The following is a 15747-nucleotide window of genomic DNA, read 5'->3' as shown; positions in this document are numbered from 1 at the left end:
TTGGTGGCTGAAGACGACAAGATGGACGAAAAGTACGTCGACTACCTCAAGCGGCTGACCGCGGAGCTGCGGCAGACCCGCCGGCAGCTGCGCGAGGTGGAGACACGGGACCGGGAACCGATCGCGATCGTCGCGATGAGCTGCCGTTACCCCGGCGGCGTGGACAGCCCGGAGGAGCTGTGGCGGCTCGTCGCGGAGGGCGGCGACGCCATCTCCGGCTTCCCCGCCGACCGCGGCTGGGACGTGGAGACGGGCTACGATCCCGACCCCGACAACCCGGGCACCTTCTACGCGCTCGGCGGCGGCTTCCTGCACGAGGCGGCGCAGTTCGACGCCGACTTCTTCGGGATCTCCCCGCGCGAGGCCCTGGCGATGGACCCGCAGCAGCGGCTGCTGCTGGAGATCTCCTGGGAGGCGTTCGAACGGGCCGGGATCGACCCCGGCTCGGTGCGCGGCAGCAGCACCGGCGTCTTCGTCGGCGCCGCGACCTCCGGGTACGGCGCCGGGGTGAGCGAGTTCCCCGAAGGCGTGCAGGGCCTGCTGCTGGCCGGCAACGCCACCTCGGTCGCCTCCGGCCGCATCGCCTACACCCTCGGCCTGGAGGGCCCCACCGTCACCGTCGACACCGCGTGCTCGTCCTCACTGGTCGCGCTGCACTGGGCGTGCCAGGCCCTGCGCCGCGGCGAGTGCGACATGGCCCTCGCGGGCGGTGTCGCGGTGATGGCGACCCCCGCGATGTTCTACGAGTTCAGCCGGCAGCGCGGCCTCGCCCCCGACGGCCGCTGCAAGGCGTTCTCCGACGACGCCGACGGCACCGGCTGGGCCGAGGGCGCCGGCATGCTCCTGGTGGAGCGGCTGTCCGACGCCCGCCGGCTCGGCCACCCCGTGCTGGCCGTCGTGCGCGGCACCGCCATCAACTCCGACGGCGCCTCCAACGGCCTCACCGCGCCCAACGGCCCTGCCCAGCAGCGCGTGATCCGGGCCGCGCTGTCCGCCGCCGGCCTCGCGCCCGCCGACGTCGACGCCGTCGACGCGCACGGCACCGGCACCTCCCTCGGCGACCCCATCGAGGCGCAGGCCCTGCTCGCCACCTACGGCCAGGACCGCGAACAGCCCCTGTGGCTCGGCTCGTTGAAGTCGAACATCGGGCACACCCAGTCCGCGGCCGGCGTCGGCAGCATCATCAAGATGGTCCAGGCGATGCGGCACGGCATGCTGCCGCGCACGCTGCACGTGTCCGAGCCGTCCCGGCACGTCGACTGGTCGGCGGGAGCGGTCCGCCTGCTCACCGAACCGGTCGACTGGCCGCGCTCGGACCGGCCGCGCCGCGCCGGTGTGTCCTCGTTCGGCATCAGCGGCACCAACGCCCACGCCGTCATCGAGGAGGCCCCGGCCCCCGCCGACGACACCGCCCCGGCCGCCGACGGCGCCGGACCGGAAGAGGCGCCGTGCGAGCTGCCCGTCGTGCCCTGGCCGCTGTCCGCGCGCAGCGAGGACGCCCTGCGCGCCCAGGCCGCCCGGCTGCTCGAACGGCTGCGCCAGGATCCCGAACCGCCACGCCCGCTGGACGTCGGCCACGCCCTCGCCACCACCCGCGCCGCCCTGGAACACCGGGCGGTCGTCCTCGCCACCGGCCACGACGACGGCGTACGCGAACTGACGGCGCTCGCCGCGGGGGAGCCCGGCACCGCGACCGTGCGCGGCCGGACCGCGCGCGGCGCGACCGCGTTCCTCTTCGCCGGGCAGGGTTCGCAGCGCCTGGGCATGGGCCGCGAACTGTACGCCACGCACCCCGTGTTCGCCGCCGCGTTCGACGCGGTGGACGCCGAACTCCCCTTCGACCTCAAGGCGGTCGTCTTCGGTGACGACGCGGAGCCGTTGCGCCGCACCGAGTACGCCCAGCCGGCCCTCTTCGCCCTCGAAGTCGCCCTGTTCCGCCAGTTGGAGGCGTGGGGCCTCACCCCGAAGTTCCTGCTCGGGCACTCCGTCGGCGAGCTGGCCGCCGCCCATGTCGCGGGCGTGTGGTCCCTCGCCGACGCCTGCAAGCTGGTCGCCGCCCGCGGCCGGCTCATGCAGGCCCTCCCCGAGGGCGGCGCGATGGCCGCGCTGCAGGCCGCCGAGGAGGAGGTCCTGCCGCTCCTCGACGCGGAGCGGGTGGGCATCGCCGCCGTCAACGGCCCGCGCGCCGTGGTGGTCTCCGGCGCCGCCGACGCCGTCGAGGGGATCGCCGCGCACTTCCGCGCCCAAGGCCGCAAGGTCACCCCCCTGCGGGTCGGCCACGCCTTCCACTCGCCGCTCATGGAGCCGATACTCGCCGCGTTCCGCGAGGTCGCCGAGAGCGTCACCTACCACCCGCCGCGGCTGACGATCGTCTCCGACATGACAGGCGAGACCGCCCGCCCGGCCGACCTGTGCACCCCCGAGTACTGGGTGCGTCACGTCCGCGAGGCGGTCCGGTTCGCCGACGGTGTACGGCTGCTGGAGAAGCGCCGCGTCACCCGGTTCGTGGAGCTGGGCCCCGACGGCACGCTCACCGCGCTGACCCGGGCCTGCCTGGAGGGCGAGGACCTGACGGCCGTACCCGCCCTGCGCAGGGAACGGCCCGAGCCGGTCGCGCTCATGGCCGCCGTCGCCGACGCCTTCGCCCACGGCCAGCCGGTCGACTGGCAGGCCGTCTTCGCGGGCACCGGCGCGCAGGCCGTGGACCTGCCGACGTACGCGTTCCGCCGCGCCCGCTACTGGCTGGAGCCCACCCCGCACACCGCCGGCACCGAGGACGGCGCCTCCGGCCAGGACGCCGGCTTCTGGTCGGCCGTCGAACAGGACGACGTCGCCGCCCTCGCCGACACCCTGGAGGTGGACGAGGGGCTCCTGCGGCCGCTCCTGCCCGCCCTGTCGACGTGGTGGCGCGGACGCCGCGAACGCGGACGCGTCGACCGGCTGCGCTACCGCACAGCGTGGCAGCCCCTCGACCCCGCCCCGGACACCCCGCTCACCGGCCGCTGGCTGCTCGTGGTGCCCGGCGACGCGGCCGACGACGACCTGACCCGCACCGTCCGCGACGCCCTCACGGCCCGCGGCGCCGAACCGGTGCCCTTCACCGTCGCGGCGGTGGAGGAGCGCGCGGCGCTCGCCGCCCGCCTCGCGGACACCGGCACCGTCGACGGCGTCCTCGCGCTGCCCGCCGGCGGTGACGACCCGGCCGCCCTCGCCCTGCGCGCCGTACGGCTCGTGCAGGCGCTCGGCGACGCCCGGGTGGGCGCCCCGCTGTGGCTGGCCACCCGCGGCGCCGTCGCCACCGCCCGCTCCGACGCCGCGCCCGACCCGGCGCAGGCCGCCCTGTGGGGCCTGGGCCGGGTCGCCGCCCTGGAACTCGGCGACCGCTTCGGCGGCCTCGTCGACCTGCCGCCCAGCGTCGACCGGCGCGCCACCGCACGCCTCGCCTCCGTCCTGGCCGGCGCGGACGAGGACCAGGTCGCCGTGCGCGCCTCCGGAGTCCTCGCACGCCGCCTGCGCCACGCCGACGACGCCGACGCGCCCCGCACCGGCGCCGGCTGGCAGCCGCGCGGCACCGTGCTGATCACCGGTGGCACCGGAGCGCTCGGCGCCCGGATCGCCCAGTGGGCCGCCGAACAGGGCGCCGAGCACCTCGTCCTGACCGGACGCCGGGGCCCCGACGCGCCCGGCGCCGCCGACCTGGCCGCCCGGCTCACCGCGCTCGGCGCCCGCGTCACCGTCGAGGCGTGCGACGTCTCCGACCGCGCCGCCGTCGAACAGCTGCTGGACCGCCACACCGTCGACGCCGTCGTCCACGCGGCCGGCGTCACCGACAGCGTGCCGCTCACCGACGTCGACGACGACCGGTTCCGCGGCGTGCTCGCCGCGAAGGCCCACGGCGCCGCCCACATCGACGCCGTGCTGCGCGAGCAGGGCGACCGGCAGCTCGACGCGTTCGTACTGTTCTCCTCCATCGCCGGCGTGTGGGGCAGCGGCGGGCAGAGCGCCTACGCCGCCGCCAACGCCTTCCTCGACGCGCTCGCCGAGCAGCGGCGGGCCCGCGGCGCCACCGCTGTCTCCGTGGCCTGGGGTCCCTGGGGCGGAGGCGGCATGGCCGCCGAGGACGGCGCCGAGGAGTACCTGCGCCGGCGCGGCCTCACCGCCCTCGACCCCGGCACCGCGCTCGCCGCGCTGCGCCGCGTCCTAGAGCAGGACGCCACCGGACAGGTCGTCGCCGACGTCGACTGGGCCCGGTTCGCCCCCGGCTTCACCAGCACCCGCCCCAGCCCCCTGCTCACCGGCGTCCCCGAGGCCGTCGACGCCCTGCGCGCCACACCGGCCGCCACCGGCCACGCCGAGGCGGGCACCGCCCTGCGCGAGCGCCTGGCCGGCCGCACGCCCGCCGAACGCACCCGCGCCCTGCTGGAGCTGGTCCGCACCCACGCCGCCGCCGTCCTCGGCCACGCCGACGCCGCGCTGCTGGAGACCCGGCGCGCCTTCCGCGACGCGGGCTTCGACTCGCTGACCGCCGTCGAACTGCGCAACCGCCTCACCACCGAAACGGGCCTCGCGCTGCCCGCCACGCTCGTCTTCGACCACCCCACGCCCGTCGACCTCGCCGCATACCTGCACGCCGAACTGTTCGGCGACGGCACCGGCCTGGCCCGCGACCACCTGCCCGCCGCCGCACCGGACCGGACCGACGCCGACCCGGTCGTCATCGTCGGCATGGGCTGCCGCCTCCCCGGCGGCGTCACCGGCCCCGACGAGCTGTGGGACCTGGTCGCCGGCGCCGGGGACGCCATCACCGAGTTCCCCACCGACCGCGGCTGGGACCTCGACGCCCTCTACCACCCCGAGCCCGGGCACCCCGGCACCAGCTACTGCCGGCACGGCGGATTCCTCACCGGCGTCGGCGACTTCGACCCCGCCTTCTTCGGCATCTCCCCGCGCGAGGCCCTGGCGATGGACCCGCAGCAGCGGCTGCTGCTGGAGATCTCCTGGGAGGCCCTCGAACGCGCCGCCATCGCCCCCGGGGCCCTGCGCGGCTCCCGCACCGGCGTGTTCATGGGCTCCAACGGCCAGGACTATCCCGCGCTGCTGCTGAGCACCCCCGACGCCGGCGACGGCTTCCTCGGCACCGGCAACGCCGCCGCCGTGGTCTCCGGCCGCATCGCCTACGTCCTCGGCCTCGAAGGCCCCACCCTCACCGTCGACACGGCCTGCTCGTCCTCCCTCGTCGCGCTGCACCTCGCCGTCCGGGCCCTGCGCGCCGGCGAGTGCGACCTCGCCCTCGCGGGCGGCGTCACCGTGATGTCCACCCCGGGCGCCTTCATCGAGTTCAGCCGTCAGCGCGGCCTCGCCGCCGACGGCCGCTGCAAGGCGTTCTCCGACGACGCCGACGGCACCGGCTGGGCCGAGGGCGCGGGCGTCCTCGTCGTCGAGCGCCTGTCCGACGCCCGCCGCAACGGACACCCGGTGCTCGCCGTCGTCGCCGGCTCCGCCGTCAACCAGGACGGCGCCTCCAACGGCCTCACCGCGCCCAACGGCCCCGCCCAGCAGCGCGTCATCCGCGAAGCGCTGGCCGACGCCGGACTCACCCCGGCCGACGTGGACGCCGTCGAAGCCCACGGCACCGGCACGGCCCTCGGCGACCCCATCGAGGCGCAGGCCCTCCTCGCGGCCTACGGCCAGGACCGCGAACGACCGCTCTACCTGGGCTCGTTGAAGTCGAACATCGGGCACACCCAGGCCGCCGCGGGTGTCGCCGGCGTCATCAAGACGGTCGAGGCGATGCGGCACGGCGTCCTGCCGCCCACCCTGCACGCCGAGCAGCCGTCCTCCCACGTCGACTGGTCCGCCGGCGCCGTGGAACTGCTCACCGAGAGCCGACCGTGGACCGCAGGCGACCGGCCGCGCCGCGCCGGCGTCTCCGCCTTCGGCGTCTCCGGCACCAACGCCCACGTCATCGTGGAGGAGCCGCCCACGGCCGAACAACCGCAGGACTCCGGACAGCCGCAGGGCGCCGAGCCGGCAACGGCGCCCGTGAAGGCCGGCACCGGCCCGCTTCCCTGGGTGATCTCCGGCGCCTCCGCCGACGCCCTGCGCGACCAGGCCGCACGCCTGCTCGCGCACACCGAGGCACGGCCCGGCCTCGCCGCCGCCGACCTCGCCCTGTCCCTCGCCACCACCCGCACCGCGCTCGAACACCGCGCCGTCGTCCTCGGCGCCGACCGCGCCGCACTCCGCGCGGCCCTCGCCTCCCTGATCGCCGGCGAGCCCACCACGGACGCCGTCACCGGCCGCGTGCATCCCGAGGGCCGCACCGCGTTCCTCTTCGCCGGTCAGGGCTCCCAACGCCTGGGGATGGGCAGGGAGTTGTACGAGGCGTACCCGGTGTTCGCGGACGCCTTCGACGCGGCCTGCGCCCACCTCGACACAGAACTGCCGCGGCCGCTGCGGGAGATCGTGTTCGGCGAGGACCAGGAGACCCTGAACCGCACCGAATACGCCCAGCCGGCGCTGTTCGCTCTCGAGGTGGCCCTGTTCCGGCTGCTGGAGTCGTGGGGCGTGCGGCCCGATGCGCTCGCGGGTCACTCGATCGGTGAGATCGCCGCCGCGCACGTGGCCGGTGTGTGGTCCCTGGCGGACGCCTGCCGTCTCGTCGCGGCGCGGGGCCGGCTGATGCAGGCCCTCCCGGCGGGCGGCGCCATGGTCGCCGTACAGGCGTCGGAGGACGAGGTGCTGCCGCTCCTCGAAGACGACGAGCGGGTGGGCATCGCCGCCGTCAACGGCCCACGCGCGGTCGTCGTCGCGGGCGCCGCGCAGGCCGTGGAGGAGATCGCGGCGCACTTCCGGGCGCAGGACCGCAAGGTCACCGCCCTGCGGGTCAGCCATGCCTTCCACTCGCCGCTGATGGAGCCGATGCTCGCCGACTTCCGGGCGGTCGCCGAGGAACTGTCGTACGACCGGCCACAGGTGGAGATCGTCTCCACGCTGACCGGCGAGAGCGCCGACCCCGAGGACCTGATGTCCCCGGACCACTGGGTGCGGCACGTGCGGCAGGCGGTCCGCTTCGCCGACGCCGTGCACACCCTGCACACCGACGGAGTCACCCGGTTCCTCGAACTGGGCCCCGACGGCACGCTCACCGCCCTCGTCCACGCCTCGCTCGCCGACGGCGAGCCGGTGGCGGTCCCCGCCCTGCGCGCCGACCGCCCCGAGGCCCACGCGCTGCTCACCGCGACCGCCACCCTCCACACCCACGGCGCCGACGTCGACTGGGCCGCGCTGCTGCCCGCCGCACGCACCGTCGAACTGCCCACCTACGCCTTCCAGCACAGCCGCTACTGGCCGCGCCCAGGCGGCGCCCACCCGGGCGATCTGCGCTCCGCCGGCCTGTCCGCCGCAGGGCACCCGCTGCTCGGCGCCGCCGTCACCCTCGCGGACAGCGGTACGGCCGTCCTCACCGGGCGGCTCTCCACCCGGCTCCAGCCCTGGCTGGCCGAACACGTCGTCTCCGGGTCGGTCCTGCTGCCCGGCACCGCCTTCCTGGAACTCGCCCTCCACGCCGCCGACCGCGTCGGCTGCGCCACGGTCGAGGAACTCACCCTGCACACCCCGCTGGTGCTGCCCGAGCAGGGAGCCGCCCAGCTCCAGGTCACCGTCGGCGCCCCCGACGCCACCGGCCGACGCGACATCGGCGTCTACTCACGCCCCGCCGACGACGCCGACGACGCCGACGACGAGACGTGGACGCAGCACGCCACCGGCACCCTGCGGCCCGAACCCGCCGACCCGGCCCCCGCCGCCGACACCCGCCCGCCCGCAGACGCCACCGGCATCCCCACCGAGGGCCTTTACGACCAACTGGCCGCCACCGGACTGGTGTACGGCCCGCTGTTCCGCGGACTCGCCGCCGTACGGCAGCACGGCGACGACCTGTACGCCGAGGCTGCCCTGCCCGCCGAGGCGGCCGGCGACGCACGCCGCTACGGCATCCACCCCGCCCTGCTGGACTCGCTCCTGCACGCCCTCGGCACCGCCCCCGCGACCGCCGACGGCACGGGCGAGGCGGCCGGGCCGGGCCTGCCGTTCTCCTGGGAGGGCGTCACCCTGCACGCCACCGGCGCGGCCGGCCTGCACGCCCGGCTGCGCCGCACCGGCGCGCGATCGGTCGCCCTCGACCTCACCGACCCGACCGGCGCGCCCGTCGCCACCATCACCTCCCTCACCCTGCGCCCGCTCACGGCAACCCCCAGTGCCCCGGCCGGCACCGGCCACGCGGACCTGCTGCACCGCGTCGACTGGACCCCGCTGCGCGCCGAGCAGACTGCCGCGGGCGACGGGGCCGGCTTCCCGGCCACGCCGGCGGACGTGCCCACCCGGCTCCCCGAGCACACCGTCGCGGCCGGTGAGGACGTCCTGGTCCGTGTCGTACGACCGGAAGGGGACCCGGCGTCGGCGGCCCACGCCGCCACGGCGACCACCCTGGAGCTGATCCGCACCTGGCTGGCGGAGGAGCGTTTCGAGGGCGCCCGGCTGGTGGTCGTCACCGAGGGCGCCGTCGCGCTCGACGCCGGCGCGCCCGACCCCGCGCTCGCCGCGGTGTGGGGCCTGGTGCGGGCCGCCCGCGCCGAGAACCCCGGACGGTTCGCACTGGCCGACGTGGACGCCGCCACCGAGTCGTGGACCTCGCTCGCGGCTGCCCTCGCCTCCGACGAGACGGAGCTCGCCCTGCGCGCGGGAGTCGCCTACGCCCCGCGCCTCGCCCGCGCCACCAGCGACCAGGAACTCCCCGTCCCTGCGGGCGGGTCGGCCTGGCGGCTGGACATCGTCGACAAGGGCACGCTGGAGGGACTCGCCCTCACGCCGGTCGCGCAGACGGAGCTGGAGGAGGGGCAGGTACGGATCGCCGTGCGTGCGGCGGGCGTCAACTTCCGCGACGTCCTCAACGCGCTCGGCATGTACCCGGGGGACGCGAAGGACTTCGGCCTCGAAGGCGCCGGTATGGTGACCGAGGTGGGGCCGGGCGTCACCGGCCTGGCCGTGGGCGACCGCGTGATGGGTCTCTTCCCGGGCTCCTTCGGCCCGGTCGCCGTCGCGGACGCCCGGACCATCGCCCCCATCCCGGCGGGCTGGAGCTTCGCGCAGGCGGCGTCCGTGCCGATCGTGTTCCTGACCGCGTACTACGCGCTGACCGACCTCGGCTCGCTGCAGGCCGGCGAGCGGGTGCTCGTGCACGCGGCGGCCGGTGGTGTCGGCATGGCCGCCACCCAACTCGCCCGGCACTTCGGCGCCGAGGTGTTCGGTACGGCGAGCGCCGGCAAGTGGGGCACCCTGCGTGAACTCGGCCTGGACGACGAGCACATCGCGTCCTCCCGCGACACCGCGTACGAGCCGGCGTTCCTCGCGGCCACCGACGGTGAGGGCATGGACGTCGTCCTCGACTCGCTGGCCGGTGAGTTCGTGGACGCCTCGCTGCGGCTGCTGCCGCGGGGCGGACGTTTCCTGGAGATGGGCAAGACCGACATCCGCGATGCGGCAGTGGTCGGGAACGACCATCCGGGCGTGACGTACCGGGCGTTCGACCTCTGGGACGCGGGCCCCGAGCGGATCGGGCAGATGCTCGCCGATCTGGTGGAGCTGTTCGAGGCCGGTGCTCTGAAGCCGCTCCCGGTCACGTGCTGGGATGTGCGGCGCGCCCCGGACGCCTTCCGCTACCTGTCGCAGGCGCGCCATGTCGGCAAGGTGGTGCTGACGGTTCCGGCGCCGCTGGACCTCGAGGGCACGGTCCTCGTGACGGGGGGCACGGGCGGTCTGGGCGCACTGGTCGCCCGGCACCTGGTCACTGAGCACGGCGTACGGCACCTGCTGCTGGTCAGCCGTCGCGGTGCCGATGCGCCCGGCGCAAGGGAACTCACAGCGGAGCTGGGCGAGTTGGGCGCTCAGGTCGAGGTGGCCGCCGTAGACGTGGCCGACCGGGACCAGTTGGCCGCCACCCTCGGTGCGATTCCGGCCGAGCATCCGCTGACGGCCGTCGTCCACACGGCCGGTGTCCTGGACGACGGCGTGGTCTCCGCCCTCACTCCCGACCGGCTGGCCCGCGTCCTGCGGCCGAAGGCCGACGCGGTGACCCATCTGCACGAGCTGACCGCCGACGCGGACCTGGCGGCGTTCGTCGTCTTCTCGTCCATCGCGGGTACCTTCGGTGGCGCCGGTCAGGCCAACTACGCGGCGGCCAACGCCTTCCTGGACGCCTTCGCTGCCACCCGCCGCTCGGCAGGCCTGCCCGCCACGTCCCTGGCCTGGGGTCCCTGGGCTCCCGGCGCCGGCATGACGGCGGAACTCTCCGACGCCGACCTGCGCCGCATGGCCCGCGGTGGCATGCGGCCGCTCAGCGCCGAGCAGGGCCTCGGCGCCCTCGACGCGGCCTGGCGGCGCACCGAGGCGGCGCTGGTGCCGGTCGCGCTGGACCGGCGCGTGCTGCGGGACCGGCAGGCCGTCGCGGCGCTGCCCGCCATGCTGCGGGGGCTCGCCGTCGCCCCCGCCCGCCGCACGGCGTCCGCCGCGGGCGATGGCGACGCGGCCCGGAGCTTCCGGGCGCGGCTCGCCGACCTGGCGGAGGCGGACCGCGCGGCGGCCGTGCTGGACCTCGTCCGCACGCAGACCGCGGTGGTGCTCGGGCACGCGAGCGCGGACACGGTGGAGCCCGGCCGGGACTTCCGCGGCCTCGGCATCGACTCGCTGACCGCCGTCGAGCTGCGCAACCGGCTGGGCGCCGCGACCGGGCTGCGCCTGCCGGCCACGCTGGTGTTCGACTACCCGTCGCCGCAGGCCCTCGCCCGCCATATCGGCGGCGAACTCCTCGGCGACGCCGCACCCGCCACCGGGACCGCCCAGGGCGCTGTGTCGCGGACCGTTGGTGACGCGGCCGAGGACGACGCACGCATCGCCGTCGTCGGCATCGGCTGCCGCTTCCCCGGTGGTGTGCGCAGCCCCGAGGAGTTCTGGCAGCTCCTCGCCGACGGGGTCGACGCGATCGGCGCGCCCCCCGCGGACCGCGGCTGGCAGGTGGACGGCATCGAGGGCGGATTCCTGTACGACGCCGCCGAGTTCGACCCGGACTTCTTCGGGATCTCCCCGCGCGAGGCCCTGGCGATGGACCCGCAGCAGCGGCTGCTGCTGGAGATCTCGTGGGAGGCGCTGGAGCGGGCCGCGATCGACCCGCGGTCGCTGCACGGATCGCGCACCGGTGTGTTCGTCGGCACCAACTACCAGGGCTACGGGTCGGCCGCGCACGCCGTCCCGGAGGACGCCCAGGGCCAGCTGCTCACCGGGCACGCCGCGAGCGTTGCCTCCGGCCGGGTCGCCTACGTGCTCGGCCTGGAGGGTCCCGCGGTGACCGTGGACACCGCCTGCTCGTCCTCCCTGGTGGCGCTGCACTGGGCCGCGCAGTCCCTGCGGTCCGGCGAGTGCGACCTCGCGCTGGCCGGCGGTGTCACCGTGATGGCGACGCCGGGCGCGTTCGCCGACTTCGACCGGCAGGGCGGCCTCGCCGGGGACCACCGCTGCAAGGCGTTCTCCGACGACGCCGACGGCACCGGCTGGGCCGAGGGCGCCGGCATCCTGCTGCTGGAGCGGCTGTCCGACGCCCGCCGCAACGGGCACCCGGTGCTCGCGGTGGTCCGCGGCAGCGCCGTCAACTCCGACGGCGCGTCCAACGGCCTGACCGCCCCCAACGGGCCCTCGCAGCAGCGGGTCATCCGGGCCGCGCTCGAGGCGGGCGGCCTCACCCCGGCCGACGTGGACGCGGTGGAGGCGCACGGCACCGGCACCAAGCTCGGCGACCCCATCGAGGCACAGGCCCTGCTCGCGACGTACGGGCAGGACCGCGAACACCCGCTGTGGCTCGGCTCGGTGAAGTCCAACATCGGTCACACGCAGGCCGCCGCCGGTGTCGCCGGCGTCATCAAGACGGTCCTGGCGATGCGGCACGGGACGCTCCCGCGCACCCTGCACCTGTCCCGGCCGACCACCCACGTCGACTGGACGGCCGGCCGCATCGAACTGCTCGCCGAGGCACAGCCCTGGCCGCGCGCCGGCCGTCCGCGCCGGGCCGCCGTGTCGTCGTTCGGCATCAGCGGCACCAACGCCCACGTCGTCCTCGAAGAGGGCCTCCCCGAAAGCCTCTCCGAGCGCGCGCCGCAAGACGCCGGCACACCCGGTGTCCTCGCCTGGCCGCTCAGCGGCCGTACCCCCGCCGCCCTGCGCGGACAGGCCGAACGGCTGCGCGCCCACGTCATCGCCCGCCCCGGCCTGGACCCCGCGGACGTCGCCCACTCGCTCGCCACCGGCCGCGCCGTGTTCGAGCACCGGGCCGTCGTGGTCGGCGCCGACCGGGAGGAACTGCTGGCCGGGCTCGCCGCCGTCGCCCGCGGCGACGACCCCGCGGGCGTCGTCCGCGGCCGTACCGGCGCGTCGGGCCGTACCGCGTTCCTGTTCAGCGGGCAGGGCTCGCAGCGCCCCGGCATGGGCCGCGAACTCCTCGACCGCTTCCCGGTCTACGCCGACGCCTTCCACCGGGTCTGCGAGGCGTTCGGACCGCACCTGGCGGTGCCGCTGGCCGACGTGGTCCTCGCCGAGGAGGGCACCAGGCTCGCCCGGCTGCTCGACCGCACCGCCTACACCCAGCCCGCCCTGTTCGCCGTGCACGTGGCCCTGTACGAGCTGGTCCGCTCCTGGGGCGTCACCCCGGACGCGCTCATGGGCCACTCCATCGGCGAACTGTCCGCCGCGCACGTGGCCGGTGTGCTGTCCCTGCCGGACGCCTGCGCACTCGTCGCCGCCCGCGGACGGCTCATGGACGCGCTGCCCGAGGGCGGCGCCATGGCCGCCGTCGAGGCCACCGAGGACGAGGTGCGGGAACTGCTCGGCGAGAGCGCCGGCATCGCGGCCGTCAACGGGCCTCGCGCGGTCGTCGTGTCCGGCGACGAGGACGCCGTGTCGGACATCTCCGGCCATTTCGCCGGACTGGGCCGAAAGACTAGGCGTTTGCGGGTCAGCCATGCGTTTCACTCAGCGCATATGGACGCGATGCTTGCGGAGTTCGAGGAGGTCGCGCGGGGCGTGCGCTACGCCGCGCCCGCGATCCCGATCGTCTCCAACGTGACGGGCGAACGGGCCGGCGAGGCCGAACTCACCTCGCCGGACCACTGGGTGCGGCACGTACGGGAGACCGTGCGGTTCGCCGACGGGGTGCGCACCCTGCGGCAGGACGGCGTCGGCGCCTTCGTCGAACTCGGCCCCGACGGCTCGCTGACCGCGCTCACCCTCGACACCCTCCAGGACACCGGCGAGGACGACCCCGAGCGCCGGACCCTCACCGTGCCCGTGCTGCGCCGCGGCCGGCCCGAACCGGTCGCCGCGCTGCTGGCGGCCGGCGCCCTGCACGTACGCGGCCTCGCCGCCGCGCCGACCGGCCTGACCGGCCCGGCCCGTACGGTCGAGCTGCCGACGTACGCCTTCCAGCGCAGCCACTTCTGGCCGGACGCCGCCACCCCGGCGACCGCCCCGGCGAGCGGCGGCGCGGACCGGGCGGACGAGGAGTTCTGGGCCGCCGTCGAACGCGGTGACCTCGGCGAACTCACCGACCGGCCCGGCCTCGGCGCCGACACCCCGATCGGCGAGCTGCTGCCCGCGCTCGCGTCCTGGCGGCGCCGCCGCCGCGAACGCTCCGCCCTCGACACCGGCACCTACACGGTGGCCTGGCGTCCCGTACCGGACGGCGCCCCACCGGTCCTGTCCGGCACGTGGCTGCTCGCGGTGCCCGCGTCCCGCGCCGCCGACCCGTGGACCGACGCGCTCGCCGAAGCCCTCACCGCGCACGGCGCGCACCCCGTGCCGCTCGTCGTGGACTGCGCCCTCACCGACCGCGCCGCGCTCACCGAACAGCTGCGCAAGCTCCCCGAACGGGACACCCTCCAGGGCGTGCTGTCGCTGCTGGTCCTCGACGAGACCCGGCCGGCGACCGACGAGGACACCGCCACCCCGGCCGGCCTCGGCGCGCTGCTCGCCCTCACCCAGGCACTCGGCGACCTGGAGATCGGCGCACCCCTGTGGTGCGCCACCTCCGGCGCCGTCGCCGCCACCGACCGCGAACGCCCGGCCTCGCCGGCGCAGGCCGCCGCCTGGGGACTGGGCCGGGTCGCCGCGCTGGAGACCCCGCAGCGCTGGGGCGGCCTCGTCGACCTGCCCGCCGAACCCGACGGCCGCACCGCCGAACGGCTCGCCGCGGTGCTGTCCGGCGCCACCGGCGAGGACCAGGTCGCCGTACGCGCCACCGGCATCCTCGCCCGGCGCCTCGTCCACGCGCGCCCCTCCGCCACCGGCGAGGGAACGTGGGACTGCGCCGGACAGACCGTGCTCGTCACCGGCGGCACCGGCGCCCTCGGCGCCCGCGTCGCCCGCCGGCTCGCCGAGCGCGGCGCACGGCACCTGCTGCTCGTCGGCCGCCGCGGACCCGACGCCGAGGGCGCGCAGGAGCTGCGCGCCGAACTCGCCGCCAGCGGCGCCGAGGTGACCCTCGCCGCCTGCGACACCGCCGACGCCGACGCGCTCGCCGCCCTGCTGGCCGAGCACCCGGTCGACGCCGTGGTGCACGCCGCAGGAGTCCTGGACGACGGGCTGCTGCAGTCGCTCACCCCCGAGCGCCTCGAGGCCGTGCTGCGGCCCAAGCTCGCCGCCGCCCGCAACCTCGACCGGCTCACCCGCGACCGCGAACTGTCCGCGTTCGTGCTGTTCTCGTCGTTCGCCGGCACCGTCGGCTCGGCCGGCCAGGCCAACTACGCCGCCGCCAACGCCTTCCTCGACGCGCTCGCCGCCCGGCGCCGCGCCGAGGGCCTGCCGGCCACCTCCGTCGCCTGGGGCCCGTGGGCCGGCGGCGGCATGGCGGCCGGCGGTCCGGACGCCGAGGCCCGGCTGCGCGCCGGGGGAGTCGTCCCGCTCGACCCGGACCTCGCGCTCGCCGCCCTGGACCGGGCCGTCACCGGCGCCGAGGCCGCCCTGACCGTCGCCGACCTCGACTGGGAGCGCTTCGTCCCCGGCTTCACCGCCGTACGGCCCGCCCCGCTGCTCGCCGAACTGCCCGAGGCCCAGGCGCTGCTGCGGCAGTCGCCGCAAGCGGCCGGCGCCGACGACCCGACGGGCGGGGAACTGCGCGCCCGGCTCGCCGGACTGCCCGAGACCGAACAGGAGCGGCTGCTGCTGCAGCTGGTCCGCGGACACGTCGCCACCGTCCTCGGACACGGCTCGGCCGACGCCGTCGACCCCGACCGCGCCTTCACCGAGCTGGGCTTCGACTCGCTGATGGCGGTCGAGCTGCGCAACCGGCTCGGCGTCGCCGCCGGGCTGCAGCTGCCCGCCACGCTCCTGTTCGACCAGCCCACGCCCCGCGTCCTCGCCCGCCACCTGCGGTCCCTGACCGGCGCCGAGGACAGTGGCGCGCCCGCCCTGGACGCCCTCGACCAGCTGGAGGCCGCCCTCGGCCGGCTCGCCGAGGACGACGCGCAGCGCGGCCGGATCGCCTCCCGTCTGCTCGCCCTCGCCGCCCGCTGGAACGGCGAGGGCGACACCGGGACCGCCGAGCGGACCGCGGACGGCGCGGGCGACATGCAGGAGCGGATCGAGTCCGCGGACGCGGAGGAGATCTTCGCCCTCATCGACAACGACCTCGGCATCTCATGAGCGCAC

1 protein-coding gene is annotated in these 15747 nt (G+C 76.4%); it reads left to right on the top strand.

Features of this window, described 5'->3' with window-relative positions:
• Nucleotides 1-3: 3 nt before the first annotated feature.
• Complete coding sequence (locus tag OG956_RS01765) at nucleotides 4-15741, top strand: type I polyketide synthase (protein WP_330336124.1); 15738 nt, start codon at nucleotides 4-6, stop codon at nucleotides 15739-15741.
• The last annotated feature ends 6 nt before the right edge of the window (nucleotides 15742-15747 follow it).

The sequence above is a fragment of the Streptomyces sp. NBC_00557 genome (genome assembly GCF_036345995.1).
Taxonomy (GTDB): Bacteria; Actinomycetota; Actinomycetes; order Streptomycetales; family Streptomycetaceae; genus Streptomyces.
The sequence above is the reverse complement of the archived record's forward strand: the minus strand, read 5'-3'. Positions and strand labels throughout refer to the sequence as shown.